21 protein-coding genes are annotated in these 22750 nt (G+C 71.9%); 10 read left to right on the top strand and 11 right to left on the bottom strand.

The window, feature by feature from the left end; translation table 11 throughout:
- Positions 1–147: 147 nt before the first annotated feature.
- Positions 148–906: a uracil-DNA glycosylase gene (locus H9Y04_RS05985; RefSeq protein ID WP_187812601.1), complete on the bottom strand. Its 759-nt coding sequence runs from the start codon at positions 904–906 to the stop codon at positions 148–150.
- Positions 907–1040: 134 nt separating this feature from the next.
- Positions 1041–1964 (bottom strand): aldo/keto reductase, encoded by a 924-nt coding sequence (locus tag H9Y04_RS05980; RefSeq protein ID WP_187812600.1) that lies wholly within the window; start codon positions 1962–1964, stop codon positions 1041–1043.
- Positions 1965–2050: 86 nt separating this feature from the next.
- Between H9Y04_RS05980 and H9Y04_RS05975 the strand changes: the two genes are divergently transcribed.
- Positions 2051–2395, top strand: a complete 345-nt coding sequence (locus H9Y04_RS05975) for a MerR family transcriptional regulator (protein ID WP_187813059.1) — start codon at positions 2051–2053, stop codon at positions 2393–2395.
- A gap of 4 nt (positions 2396–2399) precedes the next feature.
- Here H9Y04_RS05975 and H9Y04_RS05970 read toward each other — a convergent pair whose 3' ends face one another.
- Positions 2400–3356, bottom strand: a complete 957-nt coding sequence (locus tag H9Y04_RS05970; protein WP_187812599.1) for an acyl-CoA dehydrogenase family protein — start codon at positions 3354–3356, stop codon at positions 2400–2402.
- Complete coding sequence (locus tag H9Y04_RS05965; RefSeq protein ID WP_187812598.1) at positions 3353–4516, bottom strand: acyl-CoA dehydrogenase family protein; 1164 nt, start codon at positions 4514–4516, stop codon at positions 3353–3355. Before H9Y04_RS05965 ends, H9Y04_RS05970 begins: the two co-directional genes overlap by 4 nt.
- 53 nt (positions 4517–4569) lie before the next feature.
- Between H9Y04_RS05965 and H9Y04_RS05960 the strand changes: the two genes are divergently transcribed.
- Genes H9Y04_RS05960 through H9Y04_RS05950 form a run of 3 tightly spaced genes read left to right on the top strand, consistent with a single transcriptional unit; the run spans position 4570 to position 7193 of the window.
- Positions 4570–5376 carry an SDR family oxidoreductase gene (locus tag H9Y04_RS05960; protein ID WP_438818076.1) on the top strand — a complete coding sequence of 269 codons (807 nt, stop codon included), beginning with the start codon at positions 4570–4572 and terminating at the stop codon, positions 5374–5376.
- 45 nt (positions 5377–5421) lie between these two features.
- On the top strand, positions 5422–6009 hold the full coding sequence (locus tag H9Y04_RS05955; RefSeq protein ID WP_187813057.1) for a TetR/AcrR family transcriptional regulator: 588 nt from the start codon (positions 5422–5424) through the stop codon (positions 6007–6009).
- Between the two features lie 26 nt (positions 6010–6035).
- Positions 6036–7193: an acetyl-CoA C-acetyltransferase gene (locus tag H9Y04_RS05950; protein ID WP_187812597.1), complete on the top strand. Its 1158-nt coding sequence runs from the start codon at positions 6036–6038 to the stop codon at positions 7191–7193.
- Between the two features lie 91 nt (positions 7194–7284).
- Here H9Y04_RS05950 and H9Y04_RS05945 read toward each other — a convergent pair whose 3' ends face one another.
- The gene (locus H9Y04_RS05945) at positions 7285–8139 is read right to left on the bottom strand and encodes an AfsR/SARP family transcriptional regulator (protein ID WP_187812596.1); all 855 of its coding nucleotides are present in this window, start codon (positions 8137–8139) and stop codon (positions 7285–7287) included.
- A gap of 205 nt (positions 8140–8344) precedes the next feature.
- Between H9Y04_RS05945 and H9Y04_RS05940 the strand changes: the two genes are divergently transcribed.
- On the top strand, positions 8345–10582 hold the full coding sequence (locus H9Y04_RS05940) for an MMPL family transporter (RefSeq protein WP_187812595.1): 2238 nt from the start codon (positions 8345–8347) through the stop codon (positions 10580–10582).
- Here the strand turns inward: H9Y04_RS05940 and H9Y04_RS05935 are convergent.
- A complete protein-coding gene (locus H9Y04_RS05935; RefSeq protein WP_438818075.1) occupies positions 10574–11065 on the bottom strand; it encodes an HIT family protein in 492 nt (163 codons plus the stop codon). The two genes, H9Y04_RS05940 and H9Y04_RS05935, sit on opposite strands and share 9 nt — an antisense overlap.
- A 105-nt stretch (positions 11066–11170) precedes the next feature.
- Here H9Y04_RS05935 and H9Y04_RS05930 point away from each other — a divergent pair, with 105 nt between their 5' ends.
- The gene (locus H9Y04_RS05930; RefSeq protein WP_308800870.1) at positions 11171–12514 is read left to right on the top strand and encodes an MFS transporter; all 1344 of its coding nucleotides are present in this window, start codon (positions 11171–11173) and stop codon (positions 12512–12514) included.
- A 1-nt stretch (position 12515) separates the two neighbouring features.
- On the opposite strand, the gene H9Y04_RS05925 is transcribed toward H9Y04_RS05930, so the two are convergent.
- From H9Y04_RS05925 to H9Y04_RS05905, 5 genes are read right to left on the bottom strand one after another with little or no spacing between them, the layout of a single operon-like run.
- Positions 12516–13400, bottom strand: a complete 885-nt coding sequence (locus H9Y04_RS05925; protein ID WP_187812594.1) for a tyrosine-protein phosphatase — start codon at positions 13398–13400, stop codon at positions 12516–12518.
- A gap of 28 nt (positions 13401–13428) precedes the next feature.
- Positions 13429–14562 carry an NAD(P)H-dependent flavin oxidoreductase gene (locus H9Y04_RS05920; RefSeq protein ID WP_187812593.1) on the bottom strand — a complete coding sequence of 378 codons (1134 nt, stop codon included), beginning with the start codon at positions 14560–14562 and terminating at the stop codon, positions 13429–13431.
- Positions 14562–15305, bottom strand: a complete 744-nt coding sequence (locus H9Y04_RS05915; RefSeq protein ID WP_187812592.1) for a CoA-transferase subunit beta — start codon at positions 15303–15305, stop codon at positions 14562–14564. Before H9Y04_RS05915 ends, H9Y04_RS05920 begins: the two co-directional genes overlap by 1 nt.
- Positions 15302–16150 (bottom strand): CoA transferase subunit A, encoded by an 849-nt coding sequence (locus H9Y04_RS05910; protein ID WP_187812591.1) that lies wholly within the window; start codon positions 16148–16150, stop codon positions 15302–15304. Before H9Y04_RS05910 ends, H9Y04_RS05915 begins: the two co-directional genes overlap by 4 nt.
- A gap of 2 nt (positions 16151–16152) precedes the next feature.
- Positions 16153–16905, bottom strand: a complete 753-nt coding sequence (locus tag H9Y04_RS05905; RefSeq protein ID WP_187812590.1) for an enoyl-CoA hydratase family protein — start codon at positions 16903–16905, stop codon at positions 16153–16155.
- A 56-nt stretch (positions 16906–16961) separates the two neighbouring features.
- Between H9Y04_RS05905 and H9Y04_RS05900 the strand changes: the two genes are divergently transcribed.
- The 4 genes from H9Y04_RS05900 (at position 16962) to H9Y04_RS05885 (ending at position 22722) form a co-directional block, all read left to right on the top strand.
- The gene (locus H9Y04_RS05900; RefSeq protein WP_187812589.1) at positions 16962–17726 is read left to right on the top strand and encodes an SDR family oxidoreductase; all 765 of its coding nucleotides are present in this window, start codon (positions 16962–16964) and stop codon (positions 17724–17726) included.
- A 1-nt stretch (position 17727) separates the two neighbouring features.
- Positions 17728–18645, top strand: coding sequence for an SDR family oxidoreductase (locus tag H9Y04_RS05895; protein WP_187812588.1), 918 nt, complete (start codon positions 17728–17730; stop codon positions 18643–18645).
- Positions 18646–18846: 201 nt separating this feature from the next.
- A complete protein-coding gene (locus tag H9Y04_RS05890; RefSeq protein ID WP_187812587.1) occupies positions 18847–21609 on the top strand; it encodes a helix-turn-helix transcriptional regulator in 2763 nt (920 codons plus the stop codon).
- Positions 21610–21666: 57 nt separating this feature from the next.
- Complete coding sequence (locus tag H9Y04_RS05885) at positions 21667–22722, top strand: hypothetical protein (RefSeq protein WP_187812586.1); 1056 nt, start codon at positions 21667–21669, stop codon at positions 22720–22722.
- Positions 22723–22750: the final 28 nt, after the last annotated feature.

The following is a 22750-nucleotide window of genomic DNA, read 5'->3' as shown; positions in this document are numbered from 1 at the left end:
CTGGGAGAACTCGTCGTCAAAGGAGCAACTCACCCCCTTTACCCGCAGACCAGCACAAGATTCACCCCGAGTTTCATCGGCTGCTTTTTGTGGCATACGCAACGCCACTCGCGTGGGCTTCCGGGCTCATCCCCCGCCACGGCAGCCTCAGTCGCACCGTCCGGCCAGGCCCGCCAGGGCCGCCGCTCGGCCGAGGACGTCGACCAGCATCGGCATCGTCACGCGCTTGGTGGCGGTGTTGCGTCGGCTGGGGTGGTAGCAGCCAAGGACGTCGAGCTCGCCGCCGGATCCGTACGCGGTGAAATGGACGCCGTGGCCGAAAGCCGGGCGCGGCCGGGGCAGGCGCCAGCCCGCCGCGGACAGCACGGGGAGCAGCGCCTGCCAGCCGAATCCGCCGAGCACCACCACCGTGCGCAGGGTGGGACGCAACAGGTCCAGTTCGCGCGCGAGCCAGGGCCGGCAGGTGTCGCGTTCCTGGGGCGTGGGTCTGTTGTCCGGTGGGGCGCAGTGCACAGGCGCGGACACGCGCACCCCGTGCAGCCGCAGGCCGTCGTCCAGGCCGGTCGAAGTGGGCTGCGACGCGAGCCCCACCGTGTGCAGAGCGGCCATGAGGTAGTCGCCCGAAGGGTCACCGGTGAACATCCGGCCGGTGCGGTTGCCGCCGTGTGCGGCCGGGGCAAGGCCGACGACGGCGAGGGCCGCGTCCGGCGGACCGAAGCCGGGGACGGGCCGGCCCCAGTAGCGCTCCTCCTGGAAGGCGGCCCTGCGGGTGGCGGCGATGTGTTCACGCCATTCGACGAGCCGTGGGCACGCGCGGCACTTGGTGACCAGCAGGTCGAGCTCTTCGAGCGTGCGGCAGGCGGGGGCCCGGTGGACGGGTGCCAGTGCCTTGTCGTGCTCTCGCACACCGTCACCGCCGTCGTCGGCACCCGTCCTCTGTGGCCTCCGTATCCGCCGCCGTCACTCCTGGACCGTATGACCCGTGCGCGGTCGGCCATGCGTACGGCACGCGGGCGGGCCCCGGGACGAGGCCCCCTGGGTCACGCCCGGGTCGCCGCCTCGATGCGGGTGAACTGCTCCTGACCGAGGGCGACTGCGAGCGCCCCGATGTTCTCGGCCAGATGGGCCGCGGAGGCCGTGCCCGGAATGGGCAGCACCGTCGGGGAGCGGTGCAGGAGCCAGGCCAGCGCGGTCTGGGCCGCGGTGGCGCCCAGTTCCTTGGCGATCGTGTCGAGCGGACCGCCGGGCGTCGCGTGCGCGCCCATCGCCACGGGGAAGAAGGGTACGAAGGCGATGCCCTGCGCGGCGGTGTACGTGACGACCTCCTCGTGGTCGCGCGCCGCCAGGTTGTAGAGGTTCTGCACGCTCGCGACCGGCGCGGTCTCCTGCGCCTCGCGAATCTCCTCCACGCCCACCTCGGACAGACCGATGTGCCGCACCTTGCCCTCCTCCTGCAACTGCCGCAGCGCACCCAGCTGTTCGGCCACCGGGTACGCGGGGTCGATGCGGTGCAGATACAGCAGGTCGATGCGGTCGGTGCGCAGCCGGCGCAGGCTCAGCTCGGTCTGCTGGCGCAGATAGGCGGGGTGCCCTAGCGGCACCCACTCAGTGGGCGATGGCCGGACGACGCCCACCTTCGTCGCGATCACGAGCCCGTCGCGATACGGGTGCAGCGCGTCCGCGATCAACTCCTCGCCGGCGCCCAGGGCGTAGGCGTCCGCCGTGTCGATCAGCTGCACGCCCTGCTCGACCGCGCCGCGGAGCAGGGCGATCGCCCCCGCGCGGTCGGCCGGTGCGGTCCAGATCCGGGCCTCGGGGCCCGTGGGGTCTCCCGGGCCGTCGGCCAGGCGCATCGTGCCGTATCCGATGCGCCGTACGGGAAGGTCGCCGCCGATCCGGAATGTCGGGCTGACGTGGGCAGTTGTAGGGTCGATGGCCGTGTGCCGCGTCGTGGTGTTCGTCATGGTGGGAACGCTATGAGCTCACACCGATGTGAGGTTCAAGTGCCTGTGAGGGGGATCACAGTGGACGGGGGATCGCCGTGGACGCGATGAAGATCGGGCAGCTGTCCGCCGAGACGGGTGTCTCCATCCGGCTGCTCCGCTACTACGAGGAGCAGGGCCTGCTCACCTCCACCCGCACACCCGGCGGCCACCGGGTCTACGGTGCGGACGCACCCGCGACGGTACGGCGGATCCGCCGCTTCCTGGACGCGGGCCTGTCCACGCGCATCATCGCCGAGATCATCGAGTGCGTCTGCGGCAGCGAGCAGGAGATCGAGCCGTGCCTGAGCCCGCTGGTGCTCGCGGAACTCTCCCGGGTGGACCAGGAGTTGGAGCGCCTCGCGCTCACCCGGGAGTCCCTCGCGGAGCTGGTGGCCGCCGCCCGGGGGTGACGGTTCAGGCGAGGACCCGTTTGCGGCAGGCGCTTGGCGAGCCCCACGCCGTGCGCAAGGCCTGCGCCTTGCGGATCCACAGGGACAGGTCCAGCTCCTCGGTGTACCCGATCGCGCCGTGCAGCTGCAGCGCCGTACGCGAGGCGTGGTAGGCCGCCTCCGACGCGGTGAGCTTGGCGGCCGCGAGATCCGCGCGGCTCATGGTGAGGGCTGCGCTGTACAGGAGCGGCGTGGCGAACTCCAGCTTCAGGAGGGTGTCCGCGAGCTGGTGCTTCACTGCCTGGAACGTCCCGATCTCGGCGCCGAACTGCTTGCGCTGTTTCACGTACGCGACCGTCCGGTCGAGCAGCGCCCGGCCTACGCCGAGCGCCTGCGCGGCCGCGGCGAGCGTGCCCCAGGCGTCGGTGGCCGCGAACGCCGCGCGGTCCTGGGTGAGGAGTTCGGCCGGCGCCCCCGGCTCGGCGAGGCGGCGCGCGGGGTCGGCCGAGCGGTGCACAGGGCCGTGCCTCGCGCAGGTGTGCAGGGCGCCGTCGGCGAAGGTGACGGTGAAATCGGCGGCCTCCGCGTCCAGGGCGTACGGGCCGCCCGGAGCCTTGACGGTCGCCATCACGGCGCCGGAGGCGATGCCCGGGAGCAGCTGTTTGGCGTGCGCGGAGTCGCCGGTCGCCGCGAGCAGCGCGGCCACCGACACGGTCTCCACGACCGGACCCGGCACGGCGTGACGACCCAACTCCACGTACGCGAGCGCCAGTTCCACGGGCAGCGGCCCGACACCCTCGTACTCCTCGGGTACGGCGAGCGCGAACACCCCGGCCTCCGCGAGCCTCGACCACAGGGCGCGCCCCGGCCCGAACTCGCCCGCGCCCCAGGACCGTACGACCGAAGGCACCTCGGCGGCCGTCAGCATGGCGTCCAGGCTGCGGGCGAACTCGCGCTGTTCGTCGTCGAGCAGGAACCTCATGCGCGCCGTCCCTTCGGCAGACCGAGCAGCCGCTCGGCGATGATGTCGCGCTGGATCTCGTTGGTGCCGGCGTAGATGGGGCCCGCGAGCGAGAAGACATAGCCCTCGGCCCAGTCGTACGAGCCTTCCGGGTGCTCGGCCAATTCACCGTCCGGGCCCAGGAGATCGAGGGCCGTCTCGTGCAGGGCGATGTCGTACTGGGACCAGAAGACCTTGTTCAGGGAGGACTCCGCGCCGATGGTCTCGCCGGCCGCGAAGCGGGACGCGTTGGCCGCCGTGAACAGCTGGTAGGCGCGGGCGCCGACCACCGCGTCCGCCACCCGGTCGCGCAGCGCGGTGTCCGAGGGGTTGCCCCGCGCGCGCCACAGGTCGGCGAGGCGGTCCGTCGCGGCCATGAAGCGGCCGGGGGAGCGCAGGGTGAGTCCGCGCTCGTTGCCCGTGGTCGACATGGCGATCCGCCAGCCCTGGCCGGCCTCGCCGATCACGTCCTCGTCCGGCACGAAGACCTCGTCGAGGAAGAGTTCCGCGAAGGCCGGTTTGCCGTCCAGGCGGCCGATGGGGCGGACGGTGACGCCGGGTGCCCGCAGATCGAACATCAGATAGGTCAGGCCGCGGTGGGGCCGGTCCGCCGCCGGGTCCGTGCGGAAGATCCCGAACGCGCGGTCCGCGAAGGCGGCCCGCGACGACCAGGTCTTCTGGCCGCTGAGCAGCCAGCCTCCGTCGGTGCGTACGGCACGGGACTTGAGCGAGGCGAGATCGCTGCCGGCCTCGGGCTCCGACCAGGCCTGCGCCCAGATCACCTCGCCGCTCGCCATCGAGGGCAGGATGCGTGCCTTCTGGGCCGGGGTGCCGTGGTCGAGGAGGGTCGGGGCGAGGAGGTTGATGCCGTTCTGCGAGACCCGGCCGGGGCCGCCGGCCGCGTAGTACTCCTCCTCGAAGATCAGCCACCGGAAGATGTCCACGCCCCGGCCGCCGTACTCCTCGGGCCAGGACACCACCGACCAGCGGTCCTCGGACAACCGCCGCTCCCAGGCCCGGTGTTGGGCGAAGCCCGACTCCGTCTCCAGTGAAGTGAGCGGCTCGGCGGGGACGTTGGCGCGCAGCCAGGCCCTCGCCTCCTGTCGGAATGCCTGCTCCTCGAGTGATTCGTCCAGGTCCACGGGGCGCCCCAACTCCCTTCCCTAACAAGTGTTTGGTAGGTTAGCCTCCTGCTGTGACCGACAACAAGCCTGTGGCGGGCACCAAGCCGCCGTACGTGAAAGGCCACGGCCTCCTCGAAGGACGGACGGCCGTCATCACCGCGGCCGCCGGAGCGGGGATCGGCGGGGCGACGGCGCGCCGCTTCCTGGAGGAGGGCGCGTCCATCGTCATCAGCGACGCGCACGAGCGCCGCCTCGCCGAGTCCGAGGCCGAACTGGCCAAGGAGTTCGGGGCGGACCGGGTGGCTTCGCTGCCCTGCGATGTGACCTCCGAAGCCCAGGTGCAAGCCCTCTTCTCGTATGTCGTCGAACGCCACGGCGGACTCGACCTGGTCGTCAACAACGCCGGACTCGGCGGGACTTCGGACCTGGTCGACATGACCGACGAGCAGTGGTCGCGCGTCCTCGACGTCACCCTGAACGGCACCTTCCGCTGCGTCCGCGCGGCCCTGCGGCACTTCAAGGAGTCCGGCTCCGGCGGGGTGATCGTCAACAACGCCTCCGTCATCGGCTGGCGCGCCCAGGCCGGCCAGGCGCACTACGCGGCCGCCAAGGCGGGCGTCATGGCGCTCACCCGGACCGCGGGCGTCGAGGGTGCGGAGTACGGGGTACGGGTCAACGCGGTCTCTCCGAGCCTCGCCATGCACCCGCATCTCGTGAAGGTCACCACCCCGGAGCTCCTGGAGGAGCTCACGGCGCGCGAGGCCTTCGGGCGGTACGCCGAGCCGTGGGAGGTGGCCAACGTGATCGTGTTCCTTGCCGGTCCCTACTCCTCGTACATGACCGGTGAAGTCGTCTCCGTCAGCAGCCAGCACGCATAGGGGCGGGACAATGGACGCGTGCCGAAGCAGAACGACAGCAAGAACGTGACCCCCTCGCCCGCCCGCCGCGGTGAACTCCTCGCGACCGCCGCCGAGGTGTTCGCCGCGCAGGGGTACAACGCCACCACCGTCCGCAAGATCGCCGACGAGGCGGGGATGCTCGCGGGCAGCCTCTACTACCACTTCGACTCGAAGGAATCGATCCTCGACGAGATCCTCTCCACCTTCCTCGACGAGCTCTGGCAGGGCTACGACGAGGTGCTCGCCGCCGGGCTCGGGCCGCGCGAGACCATCGAGGCCCTGGTCACCGAGTCCTTCCGCGAGATCGACCGGCACCGCGCGGCCGTCGCGATCTACCAGAAGGAGTCGCGCCACCTCGCCAAGCAGGAGCGCTTCGCGTATCTCGTCGAGTCCCAGCAGAAGTTCGAGAAGGCCTGGCTCGGCACGCTCGAACGCGGGGTCGCCGCCCAGGTCTTCCGCTCCGACCTGGACATCCGCCTCACCTACCGCTTCGTGCGCGACACCGTCTGGGTCGCCGCGTCCTGGTACCGGCCCGGCGGGCAGCACAGCCCGGAGGAGATCGCCCGGCAGTATCTGTCGATGGTCCTGGACGGAATCGCCGTACGTACGTAATCCACGTTCTGTACAAGGGAGTTGTCATGGCCGAGGCCTACATAGTCGAAGCGGTCCGTACGCCGGTGGGGCGCCGCAAGGGCGGTCTGTCCCAGGTGCACCCCGCGGACCTGGGCGCGCATGTGCTCAAGGCGCTGGTGGAGCGCTCGGGCGTGGACGCCGCCGCCGTCGAGGACGTGGTCTTCGGCTGCCTCGACACGGTCGGGCCGCAGGCCGGTGACATCGCGCGTACGGCGTGGCTCGCGGCCGGGCTGCCGGAGGAGGTGCCGGGCGTGACCATCGACCGGCAGTGCGGCTCCTCGCAGCAGGCCATCCACTTCGCCGCGCAGGGCGTGCTCTCCGGCACGCAGGACCTGGTGGTCGCGGGCGGCGTGCAGAACATGACGATGATCCCGATCGCCTTCGCCTCCCGCCAGGCCGGCGAGCCACTCGGGCTCACGGACGGGCCCTTCCACGGTTCGGTGGGCTGGCAGGAGCGGTACGGGAAGCAGCCGGTCAACCAGTTCCACGGGGCCGAACTGATCGCTGCCAAGTGGGGCATCACGCGGCGTGACCAGGAGGAGTTCGCGCTCAGGTCGCATCAGCGGGCACTGCGGGCGATCGACGAGGGACGCTTCGCACGCGAGACCGTCGCGTACGGGGACGTGACCGTGGACGAGGGTCCGCGCCGTGACACCTCCCTGGAGAAGATGGCGGGCCTCAACCCTGTGGTCGAGGGCGGCACCATCACGGCGGCCTGCTCCTCGCAGGTCTCGGACGGAGCGGCGGCGCTGCTCATCGCCTCCGAACAGGCCGTACGGGAACACGGGCTGACCCCGCGCGCCCGTATCCACCACCTCTCCGTGCGCGGTGAGGACCCGATCCGGATGCTGTCCGCTCCCATCCCGGCGACGGCGTACGCGCTGAAGAGGTCCGGGATGTCGATCGGGGACATCGACCTCGTCGAGATCAACGAGGCGTTCGCGCCGGTGGTCCTCGCCTGGCTCAAGGAGACGGGCGCCGACCCTTCGAAGGTCAACGTCAACGGCGGCGCGATCGCGCTCGGCCACCCGCTGGGCGCCACGGGCGTCAAGCTGATGACCACGCTCCTTCACGAACTGGAGCGCACGGGCGGCCGGTTCGGGCTGCAGACGATGTGCGAGGGCGGCGGTCAGGCGAATGTGACGATCATCGAGCGGCTCTGAGGACCGGGGTGGTGTGCCGGGCCCTCCCGGGAAGGGGCCCGGCGCATCACCCTCCTGTCCGAACGCGTCAGTGCGCGAGGGAGCCCGCCGGTCAGTGCGCGACCGCAGTGGGCCGTGGCGCGGACGACAGCGCGGTGAGCGACGCCAGTGCCGGGTCCTGGCGCAGAACCGCGAGCTCCAGGTCCTTGAGGGCCGGGCCCGGTTCGGCGCCCAGCTCCGCCGCGAGCCGGCGCCGGTGGTCGCGGTGGACGGCGAGCGCCTCGCTGTCGCGGCCCGCGCGGTGCAGGGCGAGCATCAGGAGCCAGACGAAGCGTTCGTGCAGCGCATGGGCGTGGACCAGGCACTCCAGATACGGGATGGCCTCGCGGTGCCTGCCCAGGTCCAGTTCGAGCTCGGCGCGCAGCTCGAAGTCGACGAGCAGCCGGGACCGCGTGAAGACCCGCTCGCGTTCGAGCAGGGGAGCGTCCAGGCCTTCGGCGAGCGGGCCCGACTTGAGGGCCCGCGCCCGGTCGAGCAGCCGCGCCGCCTGCACGGGCTCGCCCGCGGCCAGGGCGGTCCGGCCGGCTGAGGCGAGACGGTCGTACTCGTACAGGTCCACACAGGCGTCGCCCGGGTCGAGGCGGTAGCCGGTGCCCGTCCACTCCACGGTCATCCCGTGGGCGGCGAGCGCGGGGCGCAGGCCAGAGAGGTACTTCTGCAGCAGATTCTTGGTGTGCGCGGGCGGGTGCTCGCCCCACAGTGCGTCGACGAGCTGCTTCAGTCCGAGGGTGCGGCCGGGCTGAAGCAGCAGGACCGCGAGCAGCGCCTGCTGCCGGGGCGGGCCGAGCGGGGTTTCCACGCCGGCGCGGCGCACTACGAACGGGCCGAGCAGTGTGACCGAGGAACGATCGGGGTGCTCGCGGCAGTCGTGGCCGCCATGGCGGTCCCGCAGCAGGACTCCGGACATCGCTCCCCCTGGTCGCCGGGAGTCTCCCGGCTCCTGCGCTCTCAACTCCCGGCGGGGGCCGGGCAGTTCCCGCTGACGCATGTGGACTTCCAGCGGTTCTTCCAGCGGTCGTGGAAGCGGCGGGCCCGAAGGTGGGGGCGATCCGTTCCCGCCAGTCCGTGCGCCCTGCCTTCGAGGGCCACGGCCCCCGTAAGGGAGACCCGACGTGCCCCCTCGCGACCCTCTGGCCCGCCTCGGGTCGGCCCTCGCCCGCCGCCCGCGCCGCGCGCTGTGGACGAGTGTCGTCCTCGCCCTGTTCGCCCTCGTGCTCGCCGCCGGCACCATGGACAGGCTGACGCTGAGCCGCTTCGAGAGCCCGGGCTCCGAGTCCGTGACGACCCGGGCCGTCCTGGAGAAGGAGTTCGGCACGGGCACACCGTCCGTGCTGCTCATGGTCACCGCCAAGGACGGCACCGTCGACACCCCTGCGGTCGCCGCGGCAGGACGGGACCTGGAGAAGGGGCTGGCCGCGCAGGACGGGGTGGCCGAGACCGCCTCGTACTGGAGCCGCGGCTACTCGCCCGTGATGCGCGGCGAGGACGGGCGGCAGGCCCTGGTGATCGCCCGGATGGCGGGCTCGGTCACCGAGGCGCGGACACAACTCGGGGTGTTCTCACCGGAGTTCACCCGCGAGGGCGCGCTCGTCGAGGTGCGGGTCGGCGGCGGGGACGAGGTGTTCCGGCAGGCCGCCGAGCAGGCCCGAGCGGACTTCCTGCGGGCCGAGATGATCGTCTTCCCGCTGGTGCTCCTGCTGCTCCTCGCGATCCACCGCAGGTTCTCGGCGGCCGCGCTGACCCTCGGCATGGGCCTGTTCTCGGTGATCGGGACGCTGGGGCTGCTGCGGATCGTGACGATGTTCACCGAGGTCTCGACCTTCGCCGCCAACCTCACGCTCGTCATGGGCATCGGACTCGGCGTCGACTACAGCCTGTTCGTCATCAACCGCTTCCGCGAGGCGCTGGCGTCGGGTGCCGAAGTGCCGGATGCCGTACGGGAGTCGGTGACGCGCGCGGGACGCACCGTCGCCTTCAGCGGTCTGACGGTGGCCGTCTCCCTCGCGTGCCTGCTGCTCTTCCCGTTCCCCTTCCTGCGCTCCTTCGCCTACGCCGGCATCGGTACGGTCCTGACCTCGGTGTTCGCCGCTCTGGTGATCCTGCCCGCCGCTCTGGCGCGGCTCGGTCACCGGGTCGTCCCGGCCAAGGTCCGCCGGGGCGGCGGCTGGTGGCGGCGGACCGCGCTGCGGATGATGAAGCGCCCGCTGCTCCACGGGATTCCGGCCCTCGCCGTGCTGCTCACGCTCTCCGCGCCCGTGCTCGGCCTGACCTTCGGTGTCCCGGACGACCGGGTGCTGCCCGAGGACACCTCGAGCCGTGTCGTACAGCAGGACATCCGGGACAATTTCGCGGCGGAGGAGATGGACGCGATCCAGGTGCTCGACCGGTCGGCGTCGGCGGGGGAGAGCGGCCGGTCGGCGTCCGCGGGGGAGATCGAGCGGACCGCGATCGCCCTGTCGAGGATCGACGAGGTGCGCCAGGTCGACGCGCTCACCGGCTCGTACGCCGACGGCCGCCGCATCCTCGACGAGGGTGCCTGGTCGCAGCGGTTCGAGGGCGGCCGGGGCACCTGGTACTCGGTGATCGCCACGCACGAAGGCCTGGAGCAGGAGGCCGGCCGGATGCTCGGCGACATCCGGGCGAGTGTCGGCGCACCGGTGGAGATCGGCGGCTACCCGGCCGAACTCGCCGACTTCCGTGCCGAGTTGACGGACCGGATGCCCTTGGTCTTCGGGCTCGTTCTGGCCGTCACCTTCGTCATTCTCTTCCTGATGACGGGAAGCGTGCTGCTGCCCGCGAAGGCGATGGTCCTGAACGCGCTCAGCATGGCCGTCATGTTCGGCACGCTGGTGTGGGTCTTCCAGGACGGCCGTCTCGCCGGCCTGCTCGGCTTCACGGCCACCGGCAGTATCGAGCCGTCCATCCCGATCCTGATGTTCTGCGTGGCGTTCGGACTCTCCATGGACTACGAGGTGTTCCTGCTGTCGCGCATCAAGGAGGAGTACGACCGCACCGGGGACACCACGGGCGCCGTCGCGGCCGGCCTGGAGCGCAGCGGACCGCTGATCACCGCGGCGGCCGTGATCCTCGCGGCGTCCTTCGCCACGTATGCGAGCTCGGGGATCGTCTTCCTGAAGATGCTGGCGATCGGCATGGTCGTGGTGATTCTGGTCGACGCGACCTTGATCCGCGCGGTGCTCGTCCCGGTGTTCATGCGGCTCGCGGGGCGGTGGAACTGGTGGGCGCCCCGGTGGATGAGGGGCGCGCACGAGCGGTTCGGGATCTCGGAGGCCGGACCTCCCGGTGAAGCCGTACGAGAGGTGGCCGCCGCGGGTGCGCGCTCACAGTGAGCCGTCGCCGCGCAACCTGTCGAGCTCCTGCGCCAACTGCGCCCGCAGGGAGTCCTGTTGCGGCCCGAGCGTGTACCGCGGGTCCGTCCAGTGCCCGGCCGGATACAGCCATACGGGCCTGGCGGCGAGCTCGGGCGGCTCCCAGTCGTAGCGGGGCCAGACGTGGGCGTGCAGGAAGGGGTCCTTGTTGCCGAGGATCTCCAGGTTGACCCGGCGGAAGCCGGGGTCCCTGCGCCCGCAGATCCGCTCCACCGCCTCACCGAGCCGCTCCATGTCTTCGAGGAAGGCGAGGCGGCGGGCGCGCGGCAGGTCGGTGAGGCGGCCTGCGCCGGGAGTGTCGGTGAGCAGCACCGAGTAGCCCGGCAGGAACTGCACATCGCCGATCACCGCGAATCCGGCGCTCAACCGGCGCATGACCGTGGGGTTTTCGCCGCGGAGTGCGCTGCCGATGCGGTCCGTGCGCCAGGTGTCGTGCAGGCTCATGCGTAGGCTCCCTCTCCGAAACTTTCTTGACATCGAGAATTCGCGACATGAAACTACCCGGTGTCTTGATGTCGAGATACTTACCGGTTCAGGCGTGGGGGACAAGTGCGGGGCACGGGTGACGGTGGTGGGCTCATCGCGCAGTTGAGGCGGCCGCCCGGTGGGCGGGATGCGCGGCTGATGCTGTTCGGGCAGTTCGTCGACCGCACGGGGACCGGGGTGTGGGGCGCTTCCTGCGTCCTGTACTTCACAGTCGTCACCGGCCTCGACGCGGCACGGATCGGGCTGCTCCTCGGGATCGCGGGCGTGGCCGGGGTCGTGGGCTCGCCGCTCGCGGGACGGCTTGCGATGGCCTTTCCCGTACGGACGCTCCTGATCGCCTGCCATGTGCTGCGGATCGGCAGCGTCGGCCTGCTGCTCGCCCTCGACAGCTTCGCCGCGCTGCTGCCCGTCGTCGCCCTCACCTCCGTCGGCGACCGGGCGGCCAAGACCCTGGAGATGGTGTTCGCGACCGAGGTGGCGGGGGAGCGGCGCGGCACCTACCAGGCACTGTTCCGTACGGTCGCCAACGCCGGATACGCGCTCGGTGCCGGTATCGCGGCGGTCGGTCTCGTCTTCGACGCGTACCGGACGCTGATCCTGGCCAACGTTCTCACGTTCTTGGTGGCCGCCTGTCTGGTGCGCTGCACGCGGCTGCGCACACCCGCCGCCCTCGTCAGGACCGAGGAGGCGCAGGCGGGTACGGACGACCGCAAGGGGCGCGGGCCTTGGCGCGACCGCGGATATCTGCGGTTCGTGCTGCTCGACATCCCCCTGAACCTCGACGACACGATCCTGATGGTCGGCCTGCCCCTGTGGCTGGTGAGCAGCACCGATGCGCCGCATCTCCTCGTACCGGCGTTCCTCGTGGTGAACACGGTGATGGTGGTGCTGCTCCAACTCCCCTTCTCCGCACGCTTCGACGGACCCCGGGGCGCGGTGCGGGCCCTGCGCGGCTACGGCCTGGCGGTCGCGGCGGCCTGCGGACTGCTCGCCCTGTCCGCCGGTGCGTCCGCCGTCTGGGCCGGGGTGCTCCTCGTGGTCACGGCGGTCGTGGTGACGGTCGCGGAGCTGCTGCGGTCGGTCAGCTCCTGGGAACTCGCGGTCTCGCTCGCCCCCGTACGGGAGCGCGCCGCGTATCTGGGCGTCGCGGGGATGGCCCAGTCCGTGCAGAAGTCCGCCGGGCCGCCGCTCGTCACCGGTGCGGTGATGGCGGCGGGCCCGGCCGGCTGGCTCGCGCTCGGCGGGGTGCTCGCGGGGCTCTCCGTCGTGCAGATGCGGGCCAGTAAGCGGCGGTTGAAGGTCATGGACGGGGCGGTGGACACGGGCGCGGACGCGGGTCCGGTACGGGCCGGGTCCGCCGAACCGCAGGCCGAGCCTGCGTCCGCCGCCTCGCGTCCGAGCGGCTGACTCAGTCCACCAGCCGCGCCCTGAGCGCCGCGATGTCCCCCCACTTCAGGCCGAGCCCGTCCCGTACGTATCCGGTGAGGCCGCCGAAGTCCGTCTGCGCCTGGTCGAGCGCGGCCCCCAGATAGTCGGACCGCACCTCCTGGACCGGGATCAGCAGATCCGGGTTCTGCATCAGGCCGAGCGCCCGCACCCCCTCGCGCGTACGGCGGTCCGCCTCGGCGCGGTAGGTGTTGGAGAGCAGATAGTCCGCCTCCGCCACCGAGGCCGGCACGCCCACCAGGCGAAGGAGCAGATAACTCGTCCAGCCCGTACGGTCCTTGCCCGAGGTGCAGTGGTACAGGACCGGGCCGCGCGCCCGTGCCAGATCGCGCAGGGTCGTGGCGAACTGGCCGCGATTGGCCGCGTCCGTGACGAACGCGCGGTAGATGGTGCGCATCAGCGCCGCACCCCGGTCCCCGCCGAGCATGGCCTCCTGCCGTACCGGATCGCGCGAGCCGATGATCTGCAACAGCTGGGCGTACAGGCCGAGATCGCTGACCGGCCGGGCCACCGCGGTCACCCCGGCGGGCAGCCGGTCCGCGCCGTTCTGCTGGATCTCGAACGGGACGCGGAAGTCGATCGCACGGTCCAGGCGCAGCCCGGCGAGCGTGGTCACGTCCGCGTCCGTCAGCTTGCCGAGCTCGTCGGCGCGGAAGACACGGCCGTGGCGGAACCGGTCGCCGTCGTACGTCCGGTAGCCGCCGAGGTCGCGGACATTGACCGCGCCCTGCAGCGGGATGTGCCGCACCCCGGTGGAGCCGGGGCGGGCCGTGGCCGTCGGCGCCGCGACCGCGAGGGCTGCGGTCGCGGCGGTAGTGCTCAGCAGTGCGCGTCGCGTCAAGGGCATGACGCTCCTCCTGTACGGAGAAAAGGGATCACCCTGGTGTCGGCAGGGTGCCTTGCGCTTGCTCGTGCACTGGTGCGGATGCGGGTGCGGGAGCTTGTGCCGGGGAGGCCTGACGCGACTGCGCGTGCAGTCGCGTGAGCACCGCCTCGGCCTCGGCCATCACGCGGTCCACCAGTTCCTTGCAGGAGGGCAGGTCCTCGATCACTCCGGCGACCTGCCCCGACGCCATGACGCCGAGGTCCGTACGGCCCTCGACCATGGAGGCCTTGAGGAGCATGGGGGTGTTGGCGGCGAGCAGCACCTGGCTCCACGCCAGGTCCTTGCCGTGCTTCATGGCGAGCCCGTCGCGGACCATCTCCCGCCAGCCGAGCCCGGAGAGCCTGCGGAAGGCCGCCGCGTGGCGGAGGGCGCGGACGAGGGTGCGGGTGCGGCCCGCGTTCTCCAGGGAGGTCACCAGGTCGGTGCGGAGCATCCGGTGGGGAAGCCCGTCCACGGCCGTCGTGACCGTCACGTCCTTCACCGTGGCCGCGAGATAGCGGGCCTTCACCGCGTCGGGGACCGTCGAGTCGGAGGTCAGCAGGAAGCGCGTGCCCATCGCGACGCCCGCCGCCCCGTACGCGAGCGCGGCCACCAGACCCCGCCCGTCGTGGAACCCGCCCGCCGCCACGACCGGGATATCCACTGCGTCCACCACTTGCGGCAGCAGCACGGTGGTTGCCACGTCACCCGTGTGCCCGCCGCCCTCGCCGCCCTGCACGATCACCGCGTCCGCGCCCCAGGCGGCCACCTTCTCGGCGTGCCGCCGCGCCCCGATCGAGGGGACGACGACCACACCGGCCTCCTTGAGCTCGGCGATCAGCTCCTTCGAGGGCGCGAGCGCGAAGGACGCGACCTTCACACCCTCGTCGATGATGATCCGCACCCGGTCGCCCGCGTCCCCGGCGTCCGCCCGCAGATTCACCCCGAACGGTTCCGACGTACGGGACTTGACCTCCCGTACCGCTGTCCGCAGCTGGTCGACCGTCATCGTCGCGGAGGCCAGGATTCCGAGCGCGCCCGCGTTGGCCGTTGCCGAGACCAGACGCGGGCCGGCGACCCAGCCCATGCCGGTCTGGACGATCGGATGGCGGACGCCGACCAGGCGCGTGAGTGCTGTCTCCATCAGGCGGGCACCTCGCGGTCGCGCAGGGAGCGCGGGTCGATCACGTCGCGGATCAACTCCAGCTCGTGGGCGGTCGGTTCCCGCGTCTCCGGTACGTCGTCGGGGACGACCAGAGCGAACCCGGTGGCCTCGGCCACCTCGTCCACCGTGACGCCGGGGTGCAGGGACGCCAGGCGCATCGCGTGGTCGGGGGTCGCGAAGTCGAAGACGCCCAGGTTGGTGACCACGCGCGGGAGGCGGTGGTAGCGCGTCGCGCTCGGGCCCGCCTCGGCCGCGCGCCGGTAGCCGACCCCGGACACCATGTCGACGTGCTCGACGAAGACCCGCCGGGAGTGCTTGGGGATCCAGTAACTGGTCGCATTGTTGAGGGTGTTGACGGGCGCGCCCCGAACCCCGAGCAGCTGCCGCTTGGGCTGTGCCCAGTCGCCGATGCAGGAGATGTTCTGGTTCCCGTAGCGGTCGATCTGGCTCGCGCCCATCATCACGTGCCGCTTGCCGCCCGTGACCATCGCGAGGTGCTGGCGGTACGGCAGCCAGCCCTCCACCGTCCCGTCCAGGTCGACGAGCATCGCCTCGCCGTCGGTCAGGAGCAGGTCGGGCGCGAAGGTGCGCTTGGCCAGGCGGGCGCCGAAGCCGGGGATCAGGCCCATCGGGCTGGCGAGCACCTCGCCGTTGTCGCGCCAGGCCTCGGCGCAGGCGATGACACAGTATTCGGCGCGGGTGATCTGCACGGTCGTCGTCACTTCTGCTCCTCGTGCCAGGCCTCCACGGCCGACTGGTAGGCGGCCTCGTCCCCGGCGAGGAAGCGCTCGGCGAACTCGGCGTACGGCGTGGTGGCGTACAGCTTCTGGAAGGGCTCGTCGCGGCCGTAGTCGGGCGCGCAGGAGGTGAAGTGCGCGCCGTTCGGCGTCTCGATCACCCCGGCCACGCTGTGCCGCTTCACCAGGAGCGTCTGCGGTGCGGACTCCTTGGTGAGCTCGGCCGTCTCGACGATGCGTTCGCAGGAGACATACGCGGCGTCGGCGGCCTCGCAGAACAGGTCGTCGAAGTAGGGGTCGGGGCCCAGATACTGGCCGTTGCCGAGCCGGTCGGCGCGGTTGAGGTGCACGAAGGCCGCGTCCAGCCTGAGCGCCGGCATCGCGACGAAGGTCTCGCCGTCCTCGTACGGTGAAGTCACCGTCCTGAGCGTCGGGTTGACGTGCATCACGTCCGAGCCGATTCCGGCGCGCACCGGCAGGAACGGCAGCCGGTTCACCGCCGCGTGCAGCCCCCACATGAACATCGCCTCGTCCACCTCCATCAGCTCGAAGGCCCCGCTCTCGCGCGCGGCGCGGAAGTGCGGTTCGAGGGGGATGGAGTCGAGGGTCGTGAACGGCGTGACCAGCTTGCGGATCCGGCCGGCGGCGGCGAGCAGGCCCACGTCCGGGCCGCCGTACGAGACGACGGTGAGGTCGGTGACCTCGGACCGCAGCAGCGCGCGCACCAGCGCCATCGGCTTGCGGCGCGAGCCCCAGCCGCCGATGCCGAGCGTCATCCCGCTCTCCAGGCGGCCGATGACCGCTTCGACCGTCATGGTTTTGTCGGCCATGCTCAGGCGTCCTTTCCGGAGGTGCCGAAGGTGTCCCGTACGCGGTCGGCCACCCCGCTGAGGTTGGCCTCGAAGGTGAAGCCCTGCTCGAAGCGGTAGCTGCGGTGCACGTCCACCGGGTCGATCCCGTTGATCGCGGCCTTCGCGAGCCGCAGCAGATAGCCGTCCTTCCGCGCGATCTCGCGCGCCAAGTCCAGTGCTTCGTCGAGGAGTTGCTCGCGCGGGACGACCTTCCAGACCGAGCCGTGCTGGTACAGCTCGGCGGCCGTCGCGGTGCGCGAGGTGTAGTACAGGGCGCGCATCAGGTGCTGCGGGACCAGGCGCGAGAGATAGGTGGCGGCGCCGAGCGCGCCGCGGTCCAGCTCCGGCAGCCCGAAGGTGGCGTCCTCGCTGGCCACGATGGCGTCCGCGTTGCCGACCAGGCCGATCCCGCCGCCCAGACAGAACCCGTGCACCGCGGCTACGACGGGGACCTCGCACTCGTACACCGCCGAAAAGGCGGCGGCGCAGCCGCGGTTGGCACCGATGAGCGCCGTGTGCCCGGTGTCGCGCTGCATCTCCTTGATGTCGACGCCCGCATTGAAGCCGCGCCCCGCGGAGTTGAGGACCACGACCCGCGTCTCGGGGTCACGCCCCGCCGCGAGCAGCGCGTCGGCCAGCTCGTACCAGCCTTGTACGGGAAGCGCGTTGACGGGTGGGAAGTCGACTGTGACCAGTGCGATGCCCTTGTCCGGGCTCGAGGTGGAGACACCCATGTGAGGATCAGCTACCTTTCCACCAAACATTTGTTAGGTGGGGAAGGTAGCAGCGAATGGACATGGATGGGAGGGTCGCGGTCGTCACGGGCGGCACCCGTGGCGTCGGCGCCGGTATCGCCCGGGCGTTCCTCGCGGCCGGTGCGCAGGTGGTGATCTGCGCCCGCAGACCCCCTGACGGGCCGGTCGAAGTGGCGGGGCGCAAGGCGGAGTTCGTGGCGGCCGACCTGCGGGATCCGGCCGGGGTCGAGGCGCTGTTCAGTGAAGTCGGCCGTACCCACGGCCGGTTGGACGTGCTGGTCAACAACGCCGGGGGCACGCCGTACCGGCTCCTTTCCGAGTCCGACCCGGCCCGGCATGCGCGGGTGCTCGAACTCAACCTGGTCGTCCCGCTGGCCGTGTCGCTCGCCGCGTATCCGCTGCTTCGCGAGAGCCGCGGCTCGGTCGTGATGATCGGCAGCGTCAGCGGTCAGCGGCCCTCGCCGGGCAGTGCCGCGTACGGGGCGGCGAAGGCGGGCCTGGCGAATCTGGCCACGTCGATGGCGGTGGAGTGGGCGCCCGAGGTGCGCGTGAACACGCTGGTGCTCGGGATGGTGCGCACCGAGCTGTCCGAGCTGCACTACGGGGACGAGGCGGGAATCGCCGCCGTCGCCGGGACGGTACCGCTCGGACGCCTCGCGGAGCCCTCCGACGTGGGTGCGGCGGCCGTGTTCCTCGCCTCGGAGCGGGCCTCGTATGTCAGCGGGGCCTCGCTGCTCGTGCACGGCGGCGGGGAGCGGCCCGCCTTTCTGGATGCGGCGAACGTCAACAAGGAGAGCTGATATGCCGGTTGGTCTGTGTGCGGAGCGCGTGGTCGTCGTGACGGGAGCGGGGCGTGGCCTCGGCCGGGCGCATGCGCTGGCCTTCGCCGCGGAGGGCGCGCGGGTGGTCGTGAACGATCTCGGGGTCGGTCTGGACGGCACGGCGGCCGGAGCGGACAGCCCGGCGGCGCAGGTGGTCGCGGAGATCGAGGCGGCGGGCGGTGCGGCGGTGGCGCACGGCGGTGACATCGCCACGTCCGAGGGCGCCGCTTCCTTGGTGCGTACGGCACTTGAGACCTACGGGCGGCTCGACACCCTGGTCAACAACGCCGGGTTCCTGCGGGACCGGATGCTGGTCAACCTGGACGAGGACGACTGGGACGCGGTGATGCGGGTGCATCTCAAGGGGCACTTCCTGCCGCTCAAGCATGCGGCGGCATGGTGGCGTGCGGAGGCCAAGGCGGGGCGTCCGGTGGCGGCCCGGGTGATCAACACCAGTTCCGGCGCGGGTCTGTTGGGCTCGGTCGGGCAGGGCAACTACTCGGCGGCGAAGGCCGGGATCCTCGGTCTGACGGCGGTGGCGGCCGCCGAGATGGGGCGGTACGGGGTGCAGGTCAACGCGATCGCCCCGGCGGCGCGGACCCGTATGACGGAGGAGACCTTCGCGGCAACGATGGCGGCGCCGGGGGAGGGGGCGTTCGACGAGATGGCTCCCGAGAACGTCTCGCCTCTGGTGGTGTGGCTGGGGTCCACGGCCTCGGAGGGCGTGACAGGGCGGGTCTTCGAGGTCGAGGCGGGCAAGGTGACCGTGATGGAGGGGTGGCGGCGGGGGCCGTCCGCGGACAAGGGGGCGCGGTGGGCGCCGGGTGAGGTGGGGGAGGTGGCGTTGAAGTTGCTGGCTTCGGCGGAGGTTCCGGGGGCGGTGTACGGGGCGGGGTAGGGCGCCTGCGGCGCACTCTCTCCCCCACCCCGCCCCTTCCCGAAACCGGGGCTCCGCCCCGGACCCCGCATCCGAACTTCGTTCGGATCTCCTCAAACGCCGGAGGGGCTGAAAGATCTGCTCAAGCGCCGCAGGGGCTGGATAGAGCCTGGACCCGAACCCGTGGGCGCGCAACGATGCGCACGACGGGGGAGGTGCGGGGTGGGCTTCGTAGGGCGTCGGGCCGCACTTGCCACCCTTGCTCGTGCGAGGCGGCTGGCGGGCTCCGGGCTGCCGCAGCACGTGCTCGTCCAGGGCCCCGCCGGGATCGGCAAGACCGCGCTCGTACGGGAGTTCCTGACGACCGTCGACCGGGCGCTGCACGCGGACGGGGACGAGGCCGAGGCGCAGCTGGCGTACGCGTTGGTCGAGCGGCTCCTCGACGGGCGGCGCACCCGCTGGCCCGACCCGCCGGCCGCGGGCGCCGCGCTTCTCGCGGCACTCGACGAGGCGCAGGGCGATCTGTCCGGGGAACAGGTGGTCGCGCTGGTCGTCGATGACGCCCAGTGGGCGGACCGCAGTTCGCTGCAGGCGCTCACGTTCGCGGTCCGCCGGCTCCGCGCCGACCGGGTCCTCACCCTGCTCGTCGTACGCGACGTCAACGACGCGCGGCTGCCGGACGGCCTGCGGCGGCTCTTCACCGCCGACACCGCGACCCATGTCGAACTGGACGGTCTGGACGCCGTGGAACTACGGCAGTTGAGCGGCGGCGCCCTCACCGCACGTGCCGCGTCCCGGCTGCGCACCCACACGGGCGGCAACCCGCTGCACACCCTCGCCCTGCTCGACCAGGAGGGCCCCGAGCTCCTGCTCGCCCTGGAGCGCAGCGAGACCGCGCCGCCCGCGCCGAAGTCGTACACCGCGCTCGTCCTGACCCGGCTCGGCGCCTGCTCACCCGGTACACAGGCGCTGGTGGGCGCGGCCGCCGTGCTCGGGACCTCCTGCGCCCTGGACGAGGCGGCCGCCCTCGCCGGCGGCATCGGCCCCCGGCCGGGCGTCGCCGAAGCGGCCGAGTCGCTCGAAGAGGCCCTGCGGGCCGGGCTGTTGAGCGAACGCCCGGGCGACCCGCTGATCCGCTTCCCGCACCCCCTGGTGCACGCCGCCGTCTACCACCACCTCGGCCCGTCCCGGCGCACCGCCCTGCATCTGCGCGCCGCCGCGCACACGGCGGACCCCGCGGTCGCCCTGCGGCACCGCGCGGCCGCCGCGACGGGACCCGATCCGGTGCTCGCCGCCGATCTCGCCGCACTCGGCCGCCGGTTCGCGGCCGACGGCGCCTGGGCGAACGCCGCGGCCCGCCTGGGCGCCGCCGCACGGCTGGTCAAGGAGCGGGAGGCGTACGAGCGCTACACCCTGGAAGCGGTGGAGTGCCGGATCCTCGCGGGCGAGGTGCCGGACGTGGGCGAGGCCGCACGCGAACTCGGCACGTTCGCCGCGTCGGGCTGGCGCAGCTATCTGCTCGGCAGACTCAGCCTGTTCGACATCGACCGGGCCGAGCTGCTGCTCAAGGACGCCTGGCGGCGCTGCGACCCGAAGGCCGAACCCGTGCTCGCGGCCCGGATCGCCGGCCAGTTCGCCGCCCTGTACGGGAGCATGGCACGCGGCGCGGAGATGGCCGAGTGGGCCGAACTCGCCCTGCACACCGCCCCGGACGACACCGCCACCGACATGATCCGCTACCTCGCCCTGATCGGCCGCGCGATGAGCGGCGACGCGGCCGGCGCGCTCGCCGGACTGCCCGGGCTCCCCGACCCCGCGCTCGCCTCGCCGGCCGAACTCGAGGAACTGCTCGCCCGCGGCGCGCTGCGCGAGATGACAGGTGATCTGCGGGGCGCGCTCGCCGACCTGACCGGGGTGTACGCGCACTGCCCGGGGCGGGCCGCGTCGTTCCGGGTGCTCGCCGCCACGGCGCTGGCCTCCACCGAGTACCGCGCGGGCCGCTGGGACGACGCCCTGGTGCACTGCGACTTCGCGCTGACCCTGGCCGCGGACACCGACCAGCCGCACATCGCCCTGTACTGCCGCACCATCGCCACCCTCCTGCACAGCGCCCGCGGCTCCTTCGCCAAGGCGGCGGCCCACGCCCGCGTCGTCCGCGAGTACGCGTCTTTCGGCCATCTCAACCCGGTGGTGTGGGCGGCGCTCGCCGAAGCGCACCTCGCCCGTGCCCAAGGCCGCCACGAGGAGGTCGCGTTCGCCCTCGACCCGCTGCTCGCGCTCGGCGACCGCGGTGACTTCGCCGAGCCCGGCTCAATGCCGTGGGCCGATGTGCTCGCCGACGCCTGGACGGCGCTCGACGACCACAAGCGCGCCGCGTCCGCCCTCGCGTCCTGCGAGACGGCGGCCGTGCAGCGCGGCCACCACGGTGCGCTGCTGCTCGCCGCCCGCGCCCGGGGCGTCCTGGAGGCGGGCCGCGGCGACCAGAGCGCGGCCGAACGCGCCTTCCGGCTGGCGCTCAAGCACGCCGAGCACGTCGAGATCCCCTTCGACCGTGCGCTGCTTCACCTCGCGTACGGGCAGTTCCTGCGGCGCGCGGGGCAGCGCAAACGGGCGGGCGAGCAGCTGGCCCGGGCCCGTGAACTCCTCGTACGGCTGGACGCGCGGCCCGATCTGGAGCGCTGCGAGCGGGAGTTGGCGGCCTGCGGACTGCAGCCGGGCAGGCGCCGTACCAGGGAGTCCGCGCGCCTGACGCCCCAGGAGCTGGCCGTGGCACGTCAGGTGGCGGGCGGGCTCACCAACCGGCAGGTGGCACGGGAGCTGGTGATCAGCGTGAAGACCGTCGAGTACCACCTGGGCCGGATCTTCAACAAGCTGAACGTGGACTCCCGTACCCAGTTGGCCGCGGTGCTCGCCGCGGAGGACCAGGGCGACCCTGGGGATAACCCCGGGGCCTTCCCCGGGGCGGGCGACAGCCCTGCTCCCTAACGTCGTTGACACCTCCTCGGACGAGCCGCGGAGGCAACGATCGGGGGAGAAGCCGATATGGCCGACAACAAGGACAGCGTGGTGACCACGCTGTCGAACGCCAAGCTCAAAGCGGTCGTGGACCGTGTCGTACGGGAGATGGAGCTGGCGGCGGAGAAGGTCGCCTGCCACCACGGGGACCCCGCCAAGTACCCGTTGCCCACGGCCAAGTCGGCCGTGGAGCAGCTGTTCGCCGCGCGGTTCAAGAGCCTGCCGGAAGGGCAGCGCAAGAAGGCGGCGGACAAGGCGGCCGCCGAGCTGAAGAGCCCGAAGCGCGCAGGGCGCCTCGGCGATCTCGCCAAGGTCGATCTGCGCTCGCCGGCCTCGGTGGAGGCGCAGGTCAGGGCGCTGCCGTTCCCGGACAAGCTGAAGTTCCCCGCGGACGAACTGCGCAAGATGCCGGGGACATCCCTGACCGAGGCCGCCGAGGAGGTCCAGGCCGAGGCCGTGGCTCAGGCGGTGGCCCAGCTCAAGCTGCTCGAACTGCGCATCCACTCGGTCAAGTGCCTCGACGAGACGAGTGAGATCGGCAAGGACGAGATCCACCTCGGCGGCACCAGCATCGACGAGAGCGGCGACACCAAGAAGATCTCGTCGTTCAAGGTGCGCAGCTTCAACACCGGTGACGTGCAGACGTACACACCGCCGAAGCGGTTCACGTTCTTCTCGCTCACCGAGTCCACGGTGACGTTCCCCAAGTCCTACTTCGTCACGCTCGTGCTGGCGGAGGTCGACTGGGGCGGCCTCGCGGACTTCCTCAACGGGCTTCTCGACAAGGTCAAGTCCAAGGTCACCGCGGCGGTCGCGGCCGCGATCGGCGGGGCGATCGGCTCTCCCGGAGGCCCGGTGGGCATCGCGATCGGGATCGCCGTGGGGTACGCCGTGACCCAGATCTTCGACTTCCTGAAGGGCCTGTGGGGCGACGAGGTGTTCAAGCCGATCACCGTCAGCACGGTGATCCCGTCCCTGACCAGCCGCTGGGCCGGCCAGGACAACAGCTCCGACCGCTCCGTGGAGTTCGCGGGGCACGGGGGCCGCTACCGGCTCACGTACGACTGGCGCATGTACAACTGAGCACCACGGCCCAAGGGGCGCCGTCCGT

Source organism: Streptomyces polyasparticus (assembly GCF_014493765.1).
Lineage (GTDB): Bacteria > Actinomycetota > Actinomycetes > Streptomycetales > Streptomycetaceae > Streptomyces > Streptomyces polyasparticus.
Note: the sequence above shows the minus strand (reverse complement) of the source record. Positions and strands in the feature narration are given on the sequence as shown.

Bases quoted from the DNA above. Each gene is read 5' to 3' on its own strand.
- H9Y04_RS05980 (WP_187812600.1), bottom strand. From the start codon at position 1,964: ATGACGAACACCACGACGCGGCACACGGCCATCGACCCTACAACTGCC.
- H9Y04_RS05975 (WP_187813059.1), top strand. From the start codon at position 2,051: ATGAAGATCGGGCAGCTGTCCGCCGAGACGGGTGTCTCCATCCGGCTG.
- H9Y04_RS05970 (WP_187812599.1), bottom strand. From the start codon at position 3,356: ATGAGGTTCCTGCTCGACGACGAACAGCGCGAGTTCGCCCGCAGCCTG.
- H9Y04_RS05950 (WP_187812597.1), top strand. From the start codon at position 6,036: ATGGCCGAGGCCTACATAGTCGAAGCGGTCCGTACGCCGGTGGGGCGC.
- H9Y04_RS05945 (WP_187812596.1), bottom strand. From the start codon at position 8,139: ATGTCCGGAGTCCTGCTGCGGGACCGCCATGGCGGCCACGACTGCCGC.
- H9Y04_RS05935 (WP_438818075.1), bottom strand. From the start codon at position 11,065: ATGAGCCTGCACGACACCTGGCGCACGGACCGCATCGGCAGCGCACTC.
- H9Y04_RS05925 (WP_187812594.1), bottom strand. From the start codon at position 13,400: ATGCCCTTGACGCGACGCGCACTGCTGAGCACTACCGCCGCGACCGCA.
- H9Y04_RS05920 (WP_187812593.1), bottom strand. From the start codon at position 14,562: ATGGAGACAGCACTCACGCGCCTGGTCGGCGTCCGCCATCCGATCGTC.
- H9Y04_RS05910 (WP_187812591.1), bottom strand. From the start codon at position 16,150: ATGGCCGACAAAACCATGACGGTCGAAGCGGTCATCGGCCGCCTGGAG.
- H9Y04_RS05905 (WP_187812590.1), bottom strand. From the start codon at position 16,905: ATGGGTGTCTCCACCTCGAGCCCGGACAAGGGCATCGCACTGGTCACA.
- H9Y04_RS05900 (WP_187812589.1), top strand. From the start codon at position 16,962: ATGGACATGGATGGGAGGGTCGCGGTCGTCACGGGCGGCACCCGTGGC.
- H9Y04_RS05895 (WP_187812588.1), top strand. From the start codon at position 17,728: ATGCCGGTTGGTCTGTGTGCGGAGCGCGTGGTCGTCGTGACGGGAGCG.
- H9Y04_RS05885 (WP_187812586.1), top strand. From the start codon at position 21,667: ATGGCCGACAACAAGGACAGCGTGGTGACCACGCTGTCGAACGCCAAG.